This is a genomic window from Paenibacillus sp. cl123, from assembly GCF_900101595.1.
Taxonomy (GTDB): Bacteria; Bacillota; Bacilli; order Paenibacillales; family NBRC-103111; genus Paenibacillus_G.
This window is the reverse complement of record NZ_FMYY01000028.1, coordinates 1-20938: the sequence shown is the minus strand read 5'-3', so window position 1 is coordinate 20938 and position 20938 is coordinate 1. Positions and strand designations below refer to the sequence as shown.

At 50.2% G+C, this 20938-nt stretch carries 16 protein-coding genes, 1 pseudogene and 1 riboswitch; of the genes and pseudogenes, 2 read left to right on the top strand and 15 right to left on the bottom strand.

Annotated elements, in window-relative coordinates; translation table 11 throughout:
* Positions 1-183: 183 nt before the first annotated feature.
* Positions 184-1680 (top strand): FAD-dependent oxidoreductase, encoded by a 1497-nt coding sequence (locus BLR08_RS27125; protein WP_072331672.1) that lies wholly within the window; start codon positions 184-186, stop codon positions 1678-1680.
* A gap of 12 nt (positions 1681-1692) precedes the next feature.
* Here BLR08_RS27125 and BLR08_RS27120 read toward each other — a convergent pair whose 3' ends face one another.
* From BLR08_RS27120 to BLR08_RS27075, 10 genes are all read right to left on the bottom strand, one after another.
* Positions 1693-2523: a helix-turn-helix domain-containing protein gene (locus BLR08_RS27120; protein WP_072331885.1), complete on the bottom strand. Its 831-nt coding sequence runs from the start codon at positions 2521-2523 to the stop codon at positions 1693-1695.
* Between the two features lie 126 nt (positions 2524-2649).
* The gene (locus tag BLR08_RS27115) at positions 2650-5712 is read right to left on the bottom strand and encodes a 3-keto-alpha-glucoside-1,2-lyase-like domain-containing protein (RefSeq protein ID WP_072331669.1); all 3063 of its coding nucleotides are present in this window, start codon (positions 5710-5712) and stop codon (positions 2650-2652) included.
* A gap of 203 nt (positions 5713-5915) precedes the next feature.
* Positions 5916-6248, bottom strand: coding sequence for a DUF3024 domain-containing protein (locus BLR08_RS27110; RefSeq protein ID WP_090586555.1), 333 nt, complete (start codon positions 6246-6248; stop codon positions 5916-5918).
* Between the two features lie 98 nt (positions 6249-6346).
* Positions 6347-6913 carry a histidine phosphatase family protein gene (locus BLR08_RS27105; RefSeq protein ID WP_072331666.1) on the bottom strand — a complete coding sequence of 189 codons (567 nt, stop codon included), beginning with the start codon at positions 6911-6913 and terminating at the stop codon, positions 6347-6349.
* Positions 6914-7194: 281 nt separating this feature from the next.
* A complete protein-coding gene (locus tag BLR08_RS30850; protein WP_143014470.1) occupies positions 7195-7419 on the bottom strand; it encodes a hypothetical protein in 225 nt (74 codons plus the stop codon).
* The gene (locus BLR08_RS27095; protein ID WP_072331659.1) at positions 7412-8233 is read right to left on the bottom strand and encodes a sugar phosphate isomerase/epimerase family protein; all 822 of its coding nucleotides are present in this window, start codon (positions 8231-8233) and stop codon (positions 7412-7414) included. The genes BLR08_RS30850 and BLR08_RS27095 overlap by 8 nt, the downstream gene beginning before the upstream one ends.
* A 34-nt stretch (positions 8234-8267) precedes the next feature.
* A complete protein-coding gene (locus tag BLR08_RS27090) occupies positions 8268-9440 on the bottom strand; it encodes a dihydrodipicolinate synthase family protein (protein WP_072331656.1) in 1173 nt (390 codons plus the stop codon).
* 15 nt (positions 9441-9455) lie between these two features.
* Positions 9456-10607 carry a Gfo/Idh/MocA family protein gene (locus BLR08_RS27085; protein WP_072331653.1) on the bottom strand — a complete coding sequence of 384 codons (1152 nt, stop codon included), beginning with the start codon at positions 10605-10607 and terminating at the stop codon, positions 9456-9458.
* 204 nt (positions 10608-10811) lie between these two features.
* Complete coding sequence (locus tag BLR08_RS27080; protein ID WP_256257662.1) at positions 10812-11627, bottom strand: AraC family transcriptional regulator; 816 nt, start codon at positions 11625-11627, stop codon at positions 10812-10814.
* 179 nt (positions 11628-11806) lie between these two features.
* Positions 11807-12376: a TetR/AcrR family transcriptional regulator gene (locus tag BLR08_RS27075; protein WP_072331646.1), complete on the bottom strand. Its 570-nt coding sequence runs from the start codon at positions 12374-12376 to the stop codon at positions 11807-11809.
* Positions 12377-12526: 150 nt separating this feature from the next.
* Here BLR08_RS27075 and BLR08_RS27070 point away from each other — a divergent pair, with 150 nt between their 5' ends.
* Positions 12527-13456: a ketopantoate reductase family protein gene (locus BLR08_RS27070; RefSeq protein WP_072331643.1), complete on the top strand. Its 930-nt coding sequence runs from the start codon at positions 12527-12529 to the stop codon at positions 13454-13456.
* Between the two features lie 17 nt (positions 13457-13473).
* On the opposite strand, the gene BLR08_RS27065 is transcribed toward BLR08_RS27070, so the two are convergent.
* The 5 genes and pseudogenes from BLR08_RS27065 to BLR08_RS31335 all read right to left on the bottom strand — a co-directional run.
* Entirely contained in the window at positions 13474-14148 is a 675-nt protein-coding gene (locus BLR08_RS27065; RefSeq protein WP_176835621.1) for a PleD family two-component system response regulator, read from the bottom strand.
* Positions 14122-14193, bottom strand: a riboswitch (cyclic di-GMP riboswitch). It overlaps the preceding gene by 27 nt.
* A 19-nt stretch (positions 14194-14212) precedes the next feature.
* Positions 14213-15892: a hypothetical protein gene (locus tag BLR08_RS27060; RefSeq protein WP_072331637.1), complete on the bottom strand. Its 1680-nt coding sequence runs from the start codon at positions 15890-15892 to the stop codon at positions 14213-14215.
* A gap of 20 nt (positions 15893-15912) precedes the next feature.
* Positions 15913-18045, bottom strand: coding sequence for an alpha-L-rhamnosidase (locus BLR08_RS27055; protein WP_072331634.1), 2133 nt, complete (start codon positions 18043-18045; stop codon positions 15913-15915).
* A 6-nt stretch (positions 18046-18051) separates the two neighbouring features.
* On the bottom strand, positions 18052-20349 hold the full coding sequence (locus BLR08_RS27050) for a helix-turn-helix domain-containing protein (RefSeq protein ID WP_072331631.1): 2298 nt from the start codon (positions 20347-20349) through the stop codon (positions 18052-18054).
* A 48-nt stretch (positions 20350-20397) separates the two neighbouring features.
* Positions 20398-20938, bottom strand: a pseudogene (locus tag BLR08_RS31335) (hypothetical protein); the annotation flags it as partial.

The following is a 20938-nucleotide window of genomic DNA, read 5'->3' as shown; positions in this document are numbered from 1 at the left end:
ATCACCATGATCCCTCCATTATAACAGGACATCCACAAAGTGGAAATTAAAAATAAGAAGGCTCTATTTTCATAAAAACAGTAAGATTCATCAAACGAAAAAGGAAGATCCATCATTCTCGCCAAATCGGCAAGCGGTTTATAATAAGATTTGTAAGGCGAAACATGCCGAAGGGGGAGTACCATGAACAAGAATAAACAGTATGATATTGTAATTTACGGAGGGACGGCTGCAGGCATTGTGGCGGCTGTTCAAGCCAGCGTAATGGATAAAAGCGTAATAGTCATCGAGCCCAGTCAACGAATCGGGGGGTTGACCACCGGAGGACTGGGAGATACTGATGTAGGGATGAAGGAAGCCATCGGCGGCTTGTCTCTGGAGTTTTACCGGCGAGTAGCCCGGAAATATTCGCAAGACGGGGCTTGTTGGCTATTTGAACCCAAGGTAGCGCTCGAAGTTTTGCAGGAATGGGTAGTGGAAAACAATATCGAAGTCGTTTACGGGGAAAGGCTTGAGCTGCAGGACGGTGTCACAAAGGAAGGATCAACCATCACCTCCATTCGCATGGAATCCGGGAACGTCTATAGGGGCAAGATGTTCATCGACGCTTCGTATGAGGGAGATTTGATGGGCAAATCCCGCGTATCCTATTTTGTCGGCCGGGAGTCGAATGCACAATACGGGGAGACATTAAACGGCATTCATCCCGGGAATGAACTGCCCAGCGGGATCGATCCTTATGTGGTAAAAGGAGTGCCCTCAAGCGGCTTGCTTCTTCGTGTCAACCCGGACCGCGGCGGCAACATCGGCGATGGAGACAACAAGATTCAGGCGTATAACTTTCGCATGTGTTTGACCAATAATCCGGACAACCGTCTGGAGATTGAAAAGCCCGAGGGATATAACGAAGCCGATTATGAAATTTTGTTCCGGGCCATCGAGCAAGGGCAACACTCCAAGTTCTTTAAATTGAATCTGGTCACCCCGGATAAGACGGATTCCAATAACAATAGCGGCATTTCTACGGATTACAACGGAATGAATCATAACTATGCGGAAGCGGATTATCGTACGCGGGAACAAATTTGGAAGGCGCATCGCCTCTATCAGCAAGGTTATGTGTGGACCATTCAGAACCATCCGCGAGTGCCGGAGGAAATCCGGGCGGTTTACAAGCCGTGGGGCCTGCCTCTCGATGAATTTATCGAAAGCGGCCATTGGTCTCCTCAGTTATACATCAGAGAATCCCGCAGAATGATTAGCGATTATGTGGTGACGGAGCATGTGGTCAGACTGGAAAATCATGTGCCGGATTCCGTAGGAATGGGCTCCTTTGCCATGGATTCGCACCATACTCAATATTATATCAACGAAGACGGGCATGTAAGCACGGAGGGCGGATTTTATGTCAAATTGAAGGCGCCTTATCCGATTAGCTATCGGGCGCTCGTGCCGAAACGGACGGAATGCACCAATCTCATCGTGCCCGTATGCGTTTCCGCCACCCATGCAGCCTACGGCTCGATCCGGATGGAGCCCGTATTTATGATCCTGGGACAATCGGCTGCAGCCGCAGCCGCACTGGCGCTTGAGGCGGACGGCATCGTTCAAAACGTAAAGTATGAGCGGCTGCATGCCGTACTCGTGCAAGAAAACCAGGTTTTGTATACAGACGCCTAACGCCTGCTGCCCTCAGTCATGATTGATCCCGAATCCGAATTGGCGCCGGTATTCGCCCGGGGGATGTCCAAATCGTTCGCGGAACACCCGGCAGAAATGTGGATAGCTCTGGAAGCCTGTTTTCTCGGCAACTTGCTCCAGCGCCAGATTGCTGTAGAGCACCTGCTGCTGCGCAAGCTTTAGCCTGACGTCAATGCAGTAGGCAAACAGCGATTGGCCAAAGGCGGCCTTGAACAGATAAGAGCAGCGAGAGACGCTTAATCCGACCGAGGCCGATATTTCCTCCAAACTGAGAGGCTCGTGGGCATGATGTTCTATGAATAGCTTAAGCTTGTACGCGGTGTCCGCTCCCTTGGCGCGCTGCTTGGTCTGGATCACTTGCTCCAATGTCAGGCAAAGCGTTCTTAGAAGATAGTCCATGATCTCCTCTTGGTTTTGCATCACTTTTTTCTTTTCGTTAATAATATGCTTCCATAAAGAAATAACCGTATCGTCAAAGCCGATGTTCGTTTTGGCTGGCAGCCCCTTGTCTTTCCACCACGCGTCCAGCCACTCCCCATTGCCGATCAGGAAATAGTCCGCGACAGGTTGAACCGCATCCGATCCCGGAGCGCTTCGGGGCTGCACATTTAGTTCATACGGCTGATCGGGAGCATAGATGAGCAGATCGCCGGGGATGATGGTCTCGTATGTCCCCGCCACCAGCGCACGACAGGTTCCTTCCGCCTGAAGCCGGAACAGATAGAAGCTCAGCCCGTCTTTATACGCAACGGAGTGGGGCTTTGTGTGCGTGAAATAATTAGCATACATGACGCAGGATCGGCGTGGCTCTGAATTTGTCATAGATGAGGTCCCTCCCGGAAACAGCGCTTCTGCTCCGATTATATCGTTTCTTCGAAGAAAAACGAAGCTGTCCCGCGAAGCCGTCATGGCTTGGGGACAGCTCCTTTGTATGCTTGACGACCGATATTAGGCAGGAGACACAACCAAAACGTCATCAAAAGATACACCCGCCGAGGTGGTTCTGAATCCGATTTTTCCTGCTGTCAGCTCCGTTACAGGATTGGTCCATTTCATTTTTACTACGCCGTCGACATAACCTGTTATCGTGTTGCCTTGAATGGATGCCTTAATCGTATACCACTGGTTCGGCTGAGCGGTGAACGGCGTGCTGGATACAAGGGTCAGAACCTGATTCACCGATTTGTACAACTCCAGCTTTTGATTCGATGAATTGACGCGGTACATATAATAATTGTTCGCATCCTGCACCCTGAATACAAGGCCGGCATTGGCATTGGCGATAGGCATTTTCACTTTGGCTTCGTACGTATAATCCGTCCATGAACTGCCGGCGGTAATGAGCGCAGTGGTGGAATTATTTTGAGTCAACACTTTTGTGCCGTCTGTGGTCACGGTCCAGGAACCGGAGGCAGACGACCAGTCTGTCGTATTTCCACCTTCAAAATTATCGCTGAATCGGGTGGTCGTAGGACCCGGATTGGCGGGAGGTTCACTCACGTCCGTGACATGGATCGTAAAACTTTTCTCCACATACATTCCGCCCGAATCGATGCTCCTCACCCGGATACTGTAGCTGTTTTTCGCTTCAAAATCCGGTGTTACGTTAAGGAATAATTGATCATCCGATACGGTGAAGCTACCGTTGTCCGCATCCCCGGCCCCTGCCGTCAGCATATAAGCGAATGCTTCTCCCGCATCAGGATCGCTGGTCGAGAAGGTTCCGACCAAGCCTCCGGCCGTTGTGTTCTCAACTACGCTGTTGTGTGAAAGCGCAATATTCGCAGGCGCTTTATTGATGGGGGAAACAATGGCATCGTCAAAATGAACGCCCGCCGAGGTGGTGCGGAATCCGATGCCTCCTGTCGTCAATTCCGTTGTCGGATTGGTCCATGTCATTTTTAACTCGCCATCCACATAACATGAAATCTTGTTTCCCTCTATAACCGCCTTAACCGTATACGACTGCTTCTCCAGCGCTGTAAACGGAGTAGTAGCCACAGACGTCAGTTGCCCGTTCACGGATTTGTAGAGCTCCAGCGTTTGATTCGCTGAATGGATCCGATACATGTAATAATTGTTTGCATCCTTCACTCGGAAAACAATGCCCGCATTAGCATTGGTGACAGGCATTCTTACTCTGGCTTGGTACGCGTAATCCTTCCATGAGCCGCCGGCATTGGCCGTAATCAGGGATGTGGTCGTCTGGCTCCCGCTGGACAACACTTTATTCGTGCCGACTGTCGGAACGTTCCAGCCGCCTGTCACAGCCGTCCATCCCATCGTATTGCCGTCTTCGAAATCATCGCTGAACAGCGGCGGCTTCGAATTAATAATGGTAACGCCGTTTACATTGTTCCCTACGGTCACTTTCAGGTCGCTCAGCGTCGTTGCGAGCTGGCCTTTTACATAAATATCGGAGAACAGGACACCGTTCACCATGCCGCCTTTGGTGGCATTCCCGGAAATTCTGGAGTTCTGAGATCCCAGCTCGCGAACATTGACGTTCTTTACGATGACATTGCTTACATCGCCTGAAGTGCTGGTAGAAACGCCCAGCCAATAGTTCCCGAATTGATTGATGCCGACACGTTCGATATCGATATTCTCAAACGTCACATTTTGGGCGTAACCTTCCTTCGGAAGCGTATTGTATTGGTAGCCATGATCAATCAGCAATGCCCGGGCGCTTTGATACACATACGAATTTCGGATGGTCACTCCGATCTGCGCCTGGGCTACTCCCATACCGATCTTGAAAGCCGCACATCTTGTCCAAGCAAGCGCATCATCAAAAACCACGTTTTCCAAATGCTCAAGCCCGCCCGGCCATCCTTTGGACATCCCCGTTTGCAGCCAGGTTTTAGTCGAATACGTGTCATCGTCCGATATAGCGATCGCATGTTTAACAAGCACGTTCTGACTCTCGTTTATATCGATCACGTCATTTTCGATTTTGTATAAGTCCTGGAAGCCCTTGAGGTTTTTTATCGTCACATTGTCGGAACGAACCACCATGAACGACCAGAAACCGGCATCCCGCAAAATCAAGCCGTCAAACGTAAAATTTGAAGTGGCAAGCGGAACCAGCAGGTTGTTCAGGAACCCTTCATTTTTATTCGGCGCCGGCATCTTGCGTTCTCGCATCGCTATGCCTTTGCCATCGATGGTCCCCCGTCCCCGTATCGTAATATTGCTGGAATTTACGGCAGTACGAATAAAATACGTCCCATCCGCATTTCGCGAATCCTTGCGGAAATCGTTCACGTAGTCTTCACCCTTGCCTGTGCCGACAATGACAGCGCCTCCGGCCACATAAAAGGTGACATTGCTTTTTAATGTCAGATTCCCGCTTTTATACACGCCGGGCGGAACAAATACAATGCCTCCGCCCGCTTGATGAGCGGCATCGATCGCCCGCTGAATCCCGGCAGACGCCATCGAATTCCCCGTTTTATCCGCGTTGTAGGGCGACTGTGTGACATTGTAGATTCCGGCGCCTGTGGACGGAGGAATATCCGTCTCCAAGGGGTCTGCCGCAATGACGATCTTTTTCCTCGCATCATTGATAGTCACAATTACATAAGTCGAGGACGCAAGCGAAAACGTCAGCTTGCTCCCATTGACCGTACCCTCGATATTTTTAGCCAATGGACTGATGGAATAAGAAGTAATAGGCTCGTTGGCCGTCACCTCGATAGTGACCTTGCCGGCAAATGAAAACTGAGCGTAATCATAGTCAGGTAAATAGTTGATGACAGGCACCGCTTGGTTATCCGCTTTCAATGAAAACACGCTGGATGCCGTGTAGATAGATGGCATCGGGTAATTTTGAATCGTGGTCGGAGCCGCAGCGATTTGTTCCACGAATTCCGGAGCAGCGTCATCCGTTGAAGAAATAGTATAGGTCTCCGTACTCTCGATCGCCTCAGCAGCTCGGGGCAAAAATCCTGTGAGCATGATGGCAAGCATGACCAGCAAGCTGACCGCTTTTCTTGTCCTTGTAAACATAAATACCTCCTTAAGGTTCAATCTGCGAAAGCGCTGACATTTCTCCGAGAACAAACAGATTCATTTTTTAGACATCCCTCCTGTCTCATCAAGCTATTTTACTTTCAAGATCGATTATACTCCCTGACCAAATAGAAAAGAGTGAGGCAATCTCACTCTTTAGGGATAATTTTCAACTATTTTCCAATAGATCATTTTCCCGATCAACCCCAAAAAATTCCTCTATTGTCTTGATCCACTATCATTAATTGTTGTTCAAAGTCTTTGTTTGCTTCAATATCTTCAACCCAATGCCACTTATCCTTGCTATCTCTCCAATAAACCTTCCATTCCCCCTGACCATCTAATCTGAATTGCACTAAATCACGCTGGGTCCAGCCTTCTCCCCTGTATGCGGGTCTTTCCTCCAATAAAGTCACGTTGTTGCCCCTGATCTTATATATCAGTCTCATTTGGTTTTGAAGATGTTTAGGTATTTTAGCTTCTGTGTATTTATCCATAATTTTCTTTATTCTGATCTTTGTAAAGTCGTCCATGTTTATTCCTCCGTACTGAATCTTGGTAGCTTGGCAATGATTTATCATTATGTTTTTGTATTCACGAATCTAAATCATATCATATTTTTCGACTCAATCTAATCATTCCACAATCTCGTTACTTCTTTTAATTCTAAATCCTCAAATAGCATTTTATAAATATCCGGTTTCTTTAATTGATTCAAAAATTGTAAGCCATAAACTGGATCAAAATGATTCATCATCAAAGTCATGACAAGACCATGAGTCCCGATTGCCATCCTCTTCCCTTTATGCTCATTTAGTATGGATTTTAAGACTGCGATTGCTCTTTTCTGACAATCAGCATTAGACTCTCCACCCGGCAAGGTATAATCAGGGTTATTAAAACTTTCTCTGATACTAGCCATTAACTCTGTATTTTCAATCATATCTGCTGCAAAATGACGCTCCCTAAGATCTTCAAATACTTTAATATCTAAGTTTAAGTGCTCGGCCAATCCCTCAACGCTAAGAATTGCCCGATTATAAGGACTTGATATAATCAGGTCTATTCCTTCATCTATAAGTAACTTCGTTACTTTTTCAATATCGGCTTTTCCTTTTGGGGTAAGCCCTCTTGTTCTTTCATTTCCTTCATTGTATGGTGATTCGCCATGCCTAACCATATAGATAATTGTCTTCATTAGGTCTCCTTAAGCTGTATTAGAAAATATATCCTTAATCTTACCCGCAGCATCAACCACACTGCAAGACCAGCCAAACTATAAGGAGATCGATGGTTTGCACGGGCATGACCATGAAGAGTCATGCGCATCTATGGATAGATCCATCAGCGAACTGAATGAGTTTCTTCTATGTTCTCTTCGGAATTATTGGCAGGTCTGAACATGTGAAGGGTAAATGCATCATCGTATTACGGGGAGGCACCGATTATATGAGGTTTGCAAGTCTTAGTGGCAGCGTATTATTTTTTGGCACAAATACAGCAGGATTGATCTGCACAAGGTATGCTGTTCAAAGGTACGGTGTTGATCGGCTTGATGATCAGAGGAGCGTCGACCGTTACTTGGTTGTCATGGCGGCATTCAGTGCGAAATGGGCTGAAGCCCTCCACAACCAGGGCCTTGCCCATGCCTTGGCAAGCCGGAATGCGATCGCAAAGGGCCGCCAAGGCAATAAGCTCAAACATGCTGCAAATAACGTTCCTTAATCAGCGAGAGCGCTTCATCTCCCGGCATATCCCATACCTGCCGGTTGAAGATTTCCACCTCGATCGCCCCCGCGTAACCGGCCGCCTCGACGGCATGCCGCATCCGGCGCAGCTCGATGACGCCGTCTCCCATCATCCCTCTGCCCATCAGCAGGTCGGGCACCGGCACGATCCAATCCGAGACGTGGAAGCCGAGTATCCGTCCCTTGGCCCGCTCAATCTGCGCATACAACTCGGGATCCCACCAGACGTGGAACGCGTCGACGATGACGCCGACATCCTGCGGATCATGCTGCTCCGCGAGCGTATTGGCCTGTGCCAGCGTATTGATGACGGAGCGTTCGGCGGCATACATCGGATGCAGAGGCTCGATGCCGAGCTTGACGCCATGCGAGCGGGCGAAAGGCGCAAGCTCCGCGATCGCCTCTTCGACCGTCTTGCGCGCGAAGTCGATATCCCGGTCCGGCGCCGGTCCGCACACGAGCACGAGCACGTCGGCGCCGAGCTCGGCCGCTTCCTCGACGGCGCTGCGGTTATCGTCCATCCGCTCCATGCGCGCATGCTCGGTGGCCGCCGGGAAGTAACCGCCGCGGCACAAGCTGGAGACGCGCAGGCCCGCGTCCCGTACAAGCCGCTTGCTCTCGGCAAGGCCGGTCTCGGCCACTTTATGCCGCCACAGCGCGATCCAGGGCACTTCGGCGCTTGCGCATGCGTCTACAGCCTCACGCATATTCAGCCGATCGGTTGTAATCTGGTTCAAGCTGAGTCTGTCTATGGAACGAAGCGGTTCCATGCTGATTCCTCCCTATATTGAACGTTGTTAAAGATTATTGCGGCCGAATACCCGCGAGCGCCAATACCGGCTTCATCCGTTCGACGGCAAGCTCCGGATCGGCCAGGAGCCCGGCCCGGTCAGCAAGCACGAACAGCTCGGCGAGATGGACGATCGAGCGCGAGCCTTCGGCTCCGCCGATCATGCGGAAATGCGATTGATGCCCGTTCAAGTAGGCCATGAACACGATCCCCGTCTTGTAGGCGTAGGTCGGCTTCTGAAAAATATGGCGCGACAAGGCGACGGTAGGCTCCATAATCGCCTCGTATCTGGCCATATCGCCCGCATCGAGCGCATGAAGCGCCTGGGCGGCGGCCGGCGCGATCGCGTCGAATATGCCGAGCAGCGCATGGCTGCAGCCCTGCTCGTCGCCCTTGATCAGCTCGGGGTAGTTGAAGTCGTCGCCGGTGTACATCTTGACGCCTTCCGGCAGCAGCCGGCGCATCTTGATCTCTTTGCCCGCGTCGAGCAATGATATTTTGATTCCGTCCACCTTGTCCGCGTTCGCTCGAATGACGCGCAAACAAACGTCCATTGCCGCGTCCAGATCGTCCTTGCAGCCCCAATAACCGGCCAAGGCGGGATCGAACATGTCGCCGAGCCAATGCAGGATGACCGGCTGTTTCACTTGTCCCAAAATCCGTCCGTACACCCGCTCGTAATCCTCGGGGCCCCTCGCGCAAGCAGCGAGCGCGCGGCTCGCCATCAGGATGACTTGGCCGCCCTCGCCTTCGATGAAGCCGACCTGCTCCTCATAGGCGGCTTCCACATCGGCGATCGTAACCGACGGTCCCGGGTGCAGGTGATCGGTTCCCGCGCCGCAAGCGATCTTGCCGCCTACCGAGCGCGCTTCCGCGATCGATGCGCGAATAAGCTCCTTCGAGCGGTTCCAGTCGAGGCCCATGCCGCGCTGCGCGGTATCCATCGCCTCCGCCACGGCGAAGCCTAGCGACCACAGATGGTGACGGTAGGCAAGCGTCGCGGTCCAATCAATCCGCGCGTCATGCAGCGGATCGGCGTCCGCGAACGGATCGCAGACGACATGGGCGGCCGAGAAGGCGATGCGGCCTGTGAACGGCTTGGCCGGCACCACGAACGAGGCGGCTTCGCCCGGAGTGTATTCGTAGAATGCTCCCCCTGCGCGGGGGAGCAGCAGCGATTTGGCCATCTCTATTCTCCTCCCCTACAAGCTCAGCTTCGGCACGTCGATCCAGCGACGCTCCTGCCACGACTGTATGCTGAGATCGGCAAGCTGCGTTCCCTTCGCGCCTTCGAGCAGATCCCACGGGAACGGCGTGTCGATGACGACATGCTTCAGGAACATCTCCCATTGCACCTTGAACGCGTTATCGAACGTCGCGTTGTCCGGCACCTGTACCCATTGGTCGCGGAACTGGAACGGATTCGGAATGTCCGGATTCCATACCGGCTTGGGCGTGTTGACCCGGTGCTGCGTCTTGCAATCGCGCAAGCCCGCCACGGCGCTGCCTTCGGTGCCGTCCACCGTAACCGTGAGCAGATCGTCGCGGTCCACGCGCACCGCCCAGGACGAGTTGGCCTGCACGATAATGCCGCCTTCCAGCTCGAACATCGCGTACGCCGCATCGTCCGCCGTGCAATCGTACGGAACGCCCCGCTCATCCAGACGTCTTGGAATATGCGTAGCGGCAAGACAAGAAACGGCCTTCACGCCCCCGAACAAATTCTCGAGCACATAACGCCAATGCGCGAACATGTCGACGACAATGCCGCCGCCGTCTTCCTTGCGGTAGTTCCACGAAGGCCGTTGACCTGGCTGCCAGTCGCCCTCGAACACCCAATAACCGAACTCCATCCGTACGGACAGGATGCGCCCGAAGAAGCCGGAGTCGACCAAGCGCTTCAGCTTAAGCAATCCGGGCAAAAACAGCTTGTCCTGCACGACCCCGTTCTTCACTCCGGCCTCGGCGGCCATGCGCGCCAGCTCAAGAGACCCTTCGAGATCGACGGCCGTCGGCTTCTCGCAATAAATATGTTTGCCCGCGGCGATCGCCTGCTTGATGCTTTCCGCGCGGCGCAATGTCGTCTGACTGTCGAAATATATTTCATTGTACGGATCGGCCAGGCATGCTTCAAGATCTGTGCTATAGCGCTCGACGCCGTGGGCCGCGGCCAGCGCCTGCAGCTTGCTCTCCTGGCGACCGACCAGAATCGGGTCGGGCATAATGACGTCCCCATTCGGAATCGCGACGCCCCCTTGCTTGCGAATCGCGAGAATCGAACGGATCAAATGCTGATTGGTCCCCATTCGTCCGGTAACGCCGTTCATAATAATGCCGATATTGCGAATTGCCATCGTTCATTGCTCCCTTCGCTTGTTTACCCGTATTGTAACCGCTGCGAAAGCGCTTTTCTTACAATTCCGGGAAACCGATTCTCAATTTCGGAAGCGAATTGTTCCTATTCAAGCAACATCCCGCCGGCGTTCGGCCGATGGGGATGCAAGGGGTATCGCATGGCCATCAGTCGGCCGATGGTCCGTTGGACGAGAAGCTCCCGCTTACTCAGGCGACGCCTGCGCGTTCAGCTCTCGGTACGATTTCGGCGACAGCTTGGCGACGGCCTTGAACGAGCGGTAGAAGGTGGACACGGAGTCGTAACCGACCTCGAAGCAGATTGAAATAATGTCCTTGCCCGTCTCCGCGAGCAGTTTCTGGGCGACGCGGATACGAACCTCGGCCAAATATTGCATCGGCGTCATGTCGTACCGTTCCTTGAAGATGGTGTTGACGTGCCGCGTGCTGATGCCGAGCTTGGAGGCGATGTCTCCAGCGGTCAGCTGATCAAAATACTTCGAATCGATATAGCTGCGAATTTTCTCGGCGCGCAGCCTGTTGGAGCTTGAGCCCGCTCCAGCGGTCTCCGTCCCCGCCGAGCGGACCAGCAAGATCAACAGCTGAGACAGCTGTACCTTGAGCGAAAGCCGGATGAGCGGCGACAGTTCTCTGGACTGCTCGAACAGCATTTTCCTCAGCAACTGGCGCAGTTCGCTCGAGGCGAACAACCCTGGTTTCGTCAGACGGGAGGCCTTGAAATAAACTTCAAGCAACTGCGTCTTTATATCCGGATCGAGCGCCTCCGCGTCGAATGCCAGCACCAGCAGGGTCAGCGTGGAATCGGACATGACCGAATGGACGGAATTCGGCACGATCACGGCCGTATCGTCAACCGCCAGCCTCCGAACCTCCCCGTCCAGCCGGATCGCGCCTTCACCCTCCAACACAAACAACACCTGGTGAATCTGGTGATAGTGCTCGGACATGAGATGGCCGCCCGTGTGCTTCTGCTCGTATATGTCAATTTCATTCTTCGACAAGTCTATCCTTCTAATCATCACGGCGAAACCCCCGTTTGCGAAGCGTTTCGTTCAATGACATTGTAACGCTGTCAGCGGCTTACGTACAGTATGCGGCCATGCTCGTAGCATTTTTTGGAATAACTTAACCCTCGCCTTTGATTGCTGCCACATGTGTATGCATATCATTTGATCCGCTTTTACTCTTTCTTGACCGTGCCAAAAATGTGAAACGGCGTTATCCCATTTGCGAACAGGCTATCTATCAGCTTGACCAATTCTTCCGACGATAAATCTTTGCCGTTGCGTATCCAAAGGCGAAACAAAGATATTAATGTTGATATATAAAACTCAATTAGGTATGGCGCCAAAATCTCATGGGTTGGAAGGTTCACAATCAATCTCTCAAAGGGAATTTCCCTCTTCAGACGTTCAATAAAATGAACAGAACCATAGTCACCCAAGAGAGCTTTTAGGATTGAAATTTCTTCTGTATTTTCCAAGCATTGAAGTGCATCTTGGAAGGTGTGCGTAGAAAGCTCCTTGCTTGCCATTTCCTCGTTAATGGATTTCAAAACACTCCTTTCGACATAGTCCAACAACTCATAGATATCTGTAAAGTATTGATAAAATGTACTGCGATTATATCCTGACTTGTTAGCAATCTCTTGAATAGATATTTTTTCAATTGGTTTTTGGCTATATAAATCACAGAAAACATTAATAAATGTTTGCCTTGTTTTGTCCGTAATTTCAGGTTGCTTTTTCATAATGCGCCCCCATTTTCTGTTCCATCGATTATCCGACAGATATTAAAAATCTGATGGTTGATGACCGTATAACGAATGCATACAATATTATTATACAACACGTTGTTGGATCATTAGCAAGGATTATCAACTATTTTTCGGGGGGCTAACATGAGAATTTTATTCTTCGGTAGAGGTGTAATATCGACCCAATATGCGTGGGCTTTTGAACAGGCAGGGCATACAGTTGAGTTTTACGTTAGAAAAGGAAGAAAAGAAACCTTCGGAAGCAGGATAGAGCTTGAAATGTGGGACGCACGGAAAGGGAAAAAGCTTATAAAAGAAAGCTGGAGCGTCAAACTACATGAGGAGATACTTCCAAATTATGATCTCATTATTGTGAGCGTCAACACGGAACAGCTTCCGAAAGCAGCACAATTCCTATCAACTGCTGCAGGAAATACCCCTGTCCTCATATTTAACAACCTTTGGCAAGATTTGAAAGCATCGATCGCACCGTTGTCTATGAACAATGTTGTCTTTGGCTTCCCCGGAGCAGGAGGCGGCATCGCGAACAACAGGCTTAGAGGCGGCTTTTTGAAAATGGTATTTCTTGAAAAACCACGGGCGGGCACTGAGCCTATTAACCAATTGGTCAAAGAATGTTTTGAAAGTGCCCATTTTAACATTAGATGGGTAAAGGATATGCAAAACTGGCTATGGAATCACTTTGCCATGAATGCAGCTATGGAAACCGAGGTGTTACAACGGGGAAGTTTTCCAGCGCTGATGAACCATAGTGACTCATTTTCCAATGTTGGGTTGAATATGAGGGAAATGATCCCTGTACTTAAAGCAAGAGGTGCAAAGCTGGATGCCATTTCTCACCTGCTGACTAAAATTCCCCCGGTACTTCTCGGCACAATTTTTAACAAGGTTATTTTTGCAAAAGGCAGCATACCGCGACTTTTTATGGAATACAACAATAGTAAAGCAGGTTTTGCGGTACTTGAAGTTGTGAGAGAAGCAAAAAAGACAGGCATACCTTTGCCGCGTCTTACGATGGCAATTGAAAATACGGAATATGCAAAAGAAATATAAACTAACAAAGTATAAATCTATCCCAAAGACCGCATATTTTTTATGTGGTCTGCTATTAGTTGGAATCCTGCCTTGGAATTAAACACTGAAAATTTCCCACCAATTCTCCAATCATCAGTAGTAACTTCGCTTTTATTAATTATCTTTCTAAATTCGTCAATTATTTGATCCGTTCTACCTCTTCCATTGTTTTCAATTATTTCCCCGATAAGTATATGTAGCGAGTACACTCCAATACCTTTTTGAATATTATATTTCTCACTTAGTTTAACTGCATCAAAGTAGTTAAAGCACACGCTCCATTTTTCATATATTATTTCCCATGCATTTACTATTATTAAAAGTACTTCTTTAACTAAATCATCGAAATTCTCTTGAGACTTAATCGCCAAGTCCAATCCTGCATACAACGGCGGGATCAGAGATACGTTTAGCAAGATAACATCCGGGTGCTGTTTTGCCGTCTGCCTGGCTTCCTCTCTGTTTAGAACAACGGTTATACGAAAACCCGGTTGAGCCTGCAGAAAGCCAGTTAGCTGTTTTAGACACGTACTGTCATCGGATATCAGCAAGACATGAATCTTTTCGATCTTCCTTCTCTCCCTCATAGAATTCATACAAGCAAGCAGGAAAACACTACCCTTATGGCAGTGTCTTCCTGCTTGCTGGGCGGCCCGGCGGTCATTTCCCATTCCGGGCCGATGATCCGTGGCTTTGCGTCGCTGCCTTTATATTGGTTGGATCCTGACCACCGAGTTACTGTGCCTTAAGCGCCCTGGGCATTTGAATTTGATTGTCCCGATACAGTTCTTTGGTCCTCCGCGGAACCACCGACACGGTTATCGCCATCGAATCATCTTCCTTATGAACCGACGCGGTCACCCACATTCCGTCCGGCTTAAGAGTGACAGCAGGCAATGCCTGATCTTCTCCTAACGACAGGATAAAGATCCATACGGCCTTATCCAGTGCATGGAAATCAAATTCCCGCTCTTCTCCCGACGCAATCACATAATCGAGGTTTACACCGTCAGCCGTACGCTCCGCTTGGACGGAGAGCGGGCCGTACCCAGAGTTGTCCAGCACCGCTTTCACTAGCAGGGCTGTTGCTCCAAGCTGTGCTTCAAGTCGCGCGCCATCTTGAATGACAGGTATATCCAACAACGCAGCGTCGCCGCCAATCAGCAAGCGAATTCGTAGATCCTTGGCTCTAAATCTGCCGTTAATGATATCGAGATCCTGATGCCAGGCTCCATTATCCGTCGCTAAGTTCAAACTGAACAACACTTGCTTGCGCGACTGCACACCGGTAAAGATGGCGGAGCAGAAGTCCTTACCGTCCTTCAGAAACTGCAACTGGACCGACACGGTCCTCCCGTCTCCGGCGTCGACGTAGCCGATCAAATTGCGGCGCTGATTCCACATGCTTCCACGACTGAAACTACCAAGCGTCAGAGCCTCATTCTGATAGGTGGTTGCATAGTTTTGATAACCGGTCTCCGCGGCCAGCACCGTTGGCTCTGTGTAATAACGCTCATCGGTGGAATCGAATAAGCAACGATACTTCTCGGGACAACGGGGACCGGATGCTTCCACCGCCAGTCCATTTGTCAGAAACTCCCGTTCGATTGGACGAAGCGCCGTTCTGTACGTTCGGCTATGCGGTCCTCCCCATGCCCCCGTCGCCGCATGATAATGCCTTCCGATCATATGCCATGCAATGTCCAGCAGTTGCCCGGCTATCTCCACAGCATCCGCCGAGCTCGATTGCGAATAAATGACGTGTAATTCTTCAATCGCAATAGGCGTATAGCACGGGCTGTTATATTCCGTGAATGTGCCAATCCCCGTTGTATACACATGAAACCTTCTGAGACGCTGCTCTCCATAACTTCTAAACTCTTCATTCCCCAGTACTTCACCGCCAATAAGCGTCACCGCCGCCCCCATGATGGCAATGTTCGTATAATGAGGCCCGACATCCCGAATCATGATAGCCTTGCAAGCGTGGTACACAGCGTCTCGGAGTTTCGACAGAAGCGGCTGCGGAAGGAGCTGCGCATTATTTTTTAGAATCAGCAGCAGCTTCTTGCCGTGAAAGTCGGCCATATTCCAGTCGGGACGATCCATCTCATCCAATGTTTCCTCATAGAAGTAAGGCCATATTCCATAAGTCGCCCGTGTCGAATCCTGATCCTGACAAGACATTACCACCTCCAGAATAGCTGCAGCCTTCTGTATATGGTCCTCGCCCCCGTATTGAAGCAAATCATACGCATAACAAGTAGACGGATAAAGCGCGTAGACAGTAGGGTGCGCATCCGGCTTCAGCGCCGTATGATAAGTTGCCGTCAGCGGAGTGCGTACAAGCTTGATCCGAGCGTCATAGTTTGCTTCCGTTTCCTTAATCCTGGCTGCCAGTTCGACACAACGCATAATCGATCTCTCCTTCTCCGTTATCTTTTCAAACGATATTCACCTGCAGAAAGCTCCATTGTCGTATCCCCATACACGAATGTTGCAGATACCCCTTGCGGCAGAATAATATTCATATATTCCCGATCCCATGAAATTTCCAATCTGCCGTAGGGGGTTTGATGCCAGGCTCGGAACTCGCCGATGTCCGCCGGGGTATGGGGGGTTAATCGGATGTGCTTAAATCCCGGGTTGTTGTCGTCCATCTTGAATCCCGCAAGCGCCTTGTAATACCAAGCGCCTATTTCGGCGAACATAAAATGATTCATCGATGAACCGCCATACCAGTTCTCTCCCAACGTTCCCGCACATAAGCCTGCCAAGTGACCCCAGCCCGGAAAATCCTCTTGTGACGCAATTTTATAGGCAAGGTCAAAACGCCCATTATCTGTAAGTACGTCCAAAAGCATTTTCGAACAAAACATTCCGCCCCTAATATGATCATCCGCTAATTCCACTGTTCTGATCAGGTTATCCAGCGTTGCGGACACGTCATCTGCAAGACCAAAATAAAGCATCATCGCATAAAAAACCTGACTGTCCGTCTGAATAGCGGCAAATTTCTCTATAAATGCCGATTTTATAACTTCCGCAAGATCTGCGGCCTGCCGCTCTCTTTCGTCCTCATGCAGAATCCCGGATATTTTCCGGAAAATATCAGTCATATAATAGGAGTAGGCAGTCAGCAGCGATTCTGTCGGAAATGCCGGCGCATCCGAAGGCGCAGACCAATCGCCTAGACCGATGCGGCAAATGCCATCATCAAGAATGGATTGCAGATAATCGATATATTTCCGCATTGGCTCATAATACCTTCGTATATATTCAACCTTTCCCGTGTATCGGTACAACTCCCAAGGAATAACGAATAACGCGGCATCCCATGTAGGCCCGCACAACATGTGATCATATCCCCAACTGCTTGTCGGAGCGATGCAAGGAATACGGCCGCTTGGACGCTGGCAATCTACAATATCGTCCAGCCATTTGATATAGGCTTCACTCATTTGAAAGTTGAACAGCGCTTGTTCGCAAGCCAGATGCGCATCTCCGGTCCAGCCGTTTTTTTCACGATGCGGACAATCGGTTGGAATATGATGAAAATTAGTTAAAGTAGACCGCCGCACGGCTGCCTGGATTTTCGCAACGAGGAGATTGTCGCATTGAAGGCCTCCCGCATCGGATAGATCGGTATGGAAACAACGGGCGACTACTTCAAGCGATTCATATTCGCCATAGACTCTTGCATAACGGAAACCGTTATAATTAAATTCGCTATGCCAGGTCTCGACTCCCTCGCCTGATAATATATACTCGTCGCATTGAAATCTGTCATCATACACATGCTGATTATATCTTTCCAGATCCGGAGTCGCCGTAGCTCGCAGCAGTTCGAAATACTGAATCGTCACTTTGCTGCCTTTTCGTCCGGTTACTTGAATTTCTATATTCCCCGAAAGATTGACGCCAAAATCATAGATGACAGGCAAAGGGCTGGGCACAATAGCCACAGGTTTAATAAGCTCTCTCACCCGGATAGGAGCAATCTGCTGCTCTTTCATCACGCCGCCGGGTGCAGGCGCAATGGATGGTTTCTCCCATCTATCAATCTTGAATCCTGCATCAAACGTTTCGCCGCATCGCAAAGAGTTATAGCTGATGCCGCTCCGGGCGCATTCCCAAGTTGTATCCGATACCAGAACCAACTGCTCATCCATGTACAATTCCGCAATCAATTTCGGCCGAGCGCGCCATACCGCGTGTTCGAATTGCCATGCCGAAGGCTGCAATTCATTGTACCAGCCGTTGCCCAATGTAACCTCGATCTCATTGATTCCTTCCGCTAAATAGTTGTCCACCTCGTAGACGTTAAACAAAACCGTTTTGTCGTAAGAGGTAAATGCAGGCTGCATAATATCGTTGCCAACGCGTCGTCCATTTATGTTCAACACATAGAAGCCCAGTCCGCATATACGGATTTGCGTATTTTTTATGCCATCGGGCATTTCAAACCTTTTTCTGAAGACAGGCGCCGCATGATCGGGACATCCGGTATACATGATCCATTTTGCTTTCCATGCCTGGTTAACATTCATTGCTTTACATTTTTTCATCGAAAATCACTCCTGTTGTTCCTCCCTCTGCTCTCGGTACTCCGAAGGGGTAAGCGCCGTAAGCTTCTTGAAGATGCGAATAAACGTATTGACATTGCTGTAACCAACAGCTTCCGCAATTACCTTGATTTTCTCATCGGTTTCCGCCAACAGCCGCTTGGCTTGATTAATTCGCAGATTCATCAGGTAATCGATAAAGTTGCTTTCCGTCTGCTCCTTGAACAGCCTGCTCAAGTGAGACACGCTCACACTCAATTCGTCGGCCAACAAATTTAGCGACAGGTCGGCTTTGCCGAAATCCTTGTTAATATAGTCCAGCACCTTGACGATCAGATCGCTTTTCTCCCGTTTGCCGCGTTTGGTCCGAATCAGATCCATGTACTCCCCAAGCATGGTCAAGATAAAACATTTCATTTCATCCAGACTGTCGTATTGATTCAGGGCATCTCTCATTTCCTGCGGCATACGGAATTGCTCCGGCTCAATGCCCGCTTCCCCGGCCACTACGGCAGCCTTCATCAAACATTGCAGGTTCAACTGGCGAATCATCTCCGGAGATACTCCATATTGGGTGAAAGCCTCGAACCAGCGGTCCGTCTGCGCCTTCAGCTTCTCCCTGTCCAGAAGCTTCAATGAATCCATCATCCCGTCCGTCATCGCCACCAATCGGTAATATTGGGAGGACTCGTCGCTTTGTACATCATCCCGGGTGATCACCGTATTCGAGCCCAGAATCAACCGATATGCCAGGACTTCGCAGGCTTGCTTGAAGGACCGGCTGATCTCACCCACCGATTCCGCCAGCCCGCCCACGCCGATCGTAACTGTGCGTTTGAAGTTTTCAGCGACGTAATTTTTGATCAAATCCGCCACAATGCTAGCTTGAAATTCGGCTTCCACGCCGCTATCCTGGAAGCTCATCAGAATAGCGCAGCAGCCGTTTTCCAATTCAATGGCCACGCCCTTGCCCTCCGCCTGAATCAGCTCCTCGGCTACATTGCACAGCGCATAATTGAACAGATGTGTATCTTGGGCGGTCAAATCGTTTCGCTGGTCAAATTCCGCCACCATCACGACAAACCGGTTCATGTCCAGCTGAATCCCCAACATCCCCATATGGTGCCTTGTATTGGAGATGTTGATCTTTGAATCGGACAACAACTCTATGACTAGCTGCCATTTCAGAATGGGCTTGGTTTCACGGACCTGCTGCTGCAGCTGCTCGCTGTTGACCAGGAAATCCTCAAACCTGGACTCCAATATCCGGAATCCATCTCCGCCCGCTTCCCCAGTGGATTGGGGAGAAAAGGCATTTAATCTGGAGGAGATTGTCCCCAGGAATCGGTTCAGCGGCTTGAATGTCCATCTGCCTACGGCAAGAGCCAAAACAGCCGCTGTTATCAGGATCATACCGGACAGAACGGCCAGCGTATTGCGAATCACCGTCAACGGTTTGTTCAACTCGATCTCCGAAACGATTCTTGTAATTCTCCATCCGGTATATGGATTCACCTTGTAGAAGACTATGGAATCCTTGTTCTCAACCTTGGCATGAAAGTAACCTGCGCTTTTGCCCTCTGCGACCATCTGCGCCACAAAAGGCGCGGAACCCATATTCTCCCCTAGCTTGGACTCGTCGGGATGGAGCACTACCACCCCCCCGTTGTCCAGCACAAGATTCAGACCTTGAGCATCCCCCTCGTGATAAATCAAAGGCAGCAGCATCTCCTCCTTCAAATTAAAGGCGATGGCTCCCTTCCTTGCGCCTGTAGAATGAATCAACGGATAGGTCCGAATAAACGACACCACATTACGGTAAATGGGAAAGTTGGAATTGCTGATCAACACTTTGCGGCTGGCCAACCAGTTGGAATAACCGTCGAATTGGGCGAATTGTCCGATCCAGGCGTAATCTTTCAGCCTCATCTCCTCCGTCAGGATATCTCCCGACACCAGCCTGTCCTGGGAATAGGAGTAGATGTCTACGGAGAACAGATATTCATTACTGCGGATTAGTCTGTCGATATGACTGCCGATCCGATAGTCGTTTTCGGTCCTCTCCCCTTGGGGCAAGCTATCGTCAAAAAACGTTTTGATTCCATCGTACTGAACGAGCTGGATGGCTTCGTTGTCGATGCTCTTTAGCACCAAATCCAGCTTCTGCTCCATATGTTCCAAAAGCTCTACATTCGTTCTGACAAGCTGATCCTTCAAATCATTGGTGAAAATAAAATAAAACAACACGGCCGACACGGTTACGATCAGGAACAGGAACATGATTAGACCTGTAATTATTTTTTTCATCCATCGGCTCTGTATACTCTTCATTGTCCCGTTCCTTTCGTGCGGCAACTATTTAAAGTCGGCTTTATGCGCCTCGTACCATTCCTGCGCCTTGGCTTCTATCGCCTCTCCGCCGAGGCGCTTCCATTCCTTGCGAATTTCCTCCAGTCCCCATGCCGCCGTATATTGGCTGCCCCGCACCGTCACTTTGGCGCGAACCTCTTCGATAAATGGTTTCAGCGCCGTCTGAATATCGTTCAGCTCTGTAAAGCTTGGTTGATACGGGATATCCCGTCGGAACCGGTTTTTGGCCGCCGTCTCCAATCCCTGCCGGCTCAATGCCGCCAGCTTCCGGGAGATCTCGTCAGGCGCCGCCTTCACGAGCAGATCCTCGGGTGAAAACTTCGCATCCCGAACAACGGCATATTCGCCCGCATACGATACTTCCTTCTTATACTTCTCTGCATCCAGCATTTGAGCCACTCCGTTGACATCCTTGTAATGAACGCCTTCTTCCCCGTTCACCAACGCTTTCCAGCCCTTTTCCACCATCCAGTCCAAATATTCCACGGCGGCCTTCGGATTTTTCATTTTCTTATTGAAGGCTACG

Excerpts from the sequence above, each read along its gene's own strand:
- BLR08_RS27125 (WP_072331672.1), top strand. The coding sequence starts at position 184 with ATGAACAAGAATAAACAGTATGATATTGTAATTTACGGAGGGACGGCT.
- BLR08_RS27120 (WP_072331885.1), bottom strand. The coding sequence starts at position 2,523 with ATGACAAATTCAGAGCCACGCCGATCCTGCGTCATGTATGCTAATTAT.
- BLR08_RS27115 (WP_072331669.1), bottom strand. The coding sequence starts at position 5,712 with ATGTTTACAAGGACAAGAAAAGCGGTCAGCTTGCTGGTCATGCTTGCC.
- BLR08_RS27110 (WP_090586555.1), bottom strand. The coding sequence starts at position 6,248 with ATGGACGACTTTACAAAGATCAGAATAAAGAAAATTATGGATAAATAC.
- BLR08_RS27105 (WP_072331666.1), bottom strand. The coding sequence starts at position 6,913 with ATGAAGACAATTATCTATATGGTTAGGCATGGCGAATCACCATACAAT.
- BLR08_RS30850 (WP_143014470.1), bottom strand. The coding sequence starts at position 7,419 with ATGTTTGAGCTTATTGCCTTGGCGGCCCTTTGCGATCGCATTCCGGCT.
- BLR08_RS27095 (WP_072331659.1), bottom strand. The coding sequence starts at position 8,233 with ATGGAACCGCTTCGTTCCATAGACAGACTCAGCTTGAACCAGATTACA.
- BLR08_RS27090 (WP_072331656.1), bottom strand. The coding sequence starts at position 9,440 with ATGGCCAAATCGCTGCTGCTCCCCCGCGCAGGGGGAGCATTCTACGAA.
- BLR08_RS27085 (WP_072331653.1), bottom strand. The coding sequence starts at position 10,607 with ATGGCAATTCGCAATATCGGCATTATTATGAACGGCGTTACCGGACGA.
- BLR08_RS27075 (WP_072331646.1), bottom strand. The coding sequence starts at position 12,376 with ATGAAAAAGCAACCTGAAATTACGGACAAAACAAGGCAAACATTTATT.
- BLR08_RS27070 (WP_072331643.1), top strand. The coding sequence starts at position 12,527 with ATGAGAATTTTATTCTTCGGTAGAGGTGTAATATCGACCCAATATGCG.
- BLR08_RS27065 (WP_176835621.1), bottom strand. The coding sequence starts at position 14,148 with ATGGGAAATGACCGCCGGGCCGCCCAGCAAGCAGGAAGACACTGCCAT.
- BLR08_RS27060 (WP_072331637.1), bottom strand. The coding sequence starts at position 15,892 with ATGCGTTGTGTCGAACTGGCAGCCAGGATTAAGGAAACGGAAGCAAAC.
- BLR08_RS27055 (WP_072331634.1), bottom strand. The coding sequence starts at position 18,045 with ATGAAAAAATGTAAAGCAATGAATGTTAACCAGGCATGGAAAGCAAAA.
- BLR08_RS27050 (WP_072331631.1), bottom strand. The coding sequence starts at position 20,349 with ATGAAAAAAATAATTACAGGTCTAATCATGTTCCTGTTCCTGATCGTA.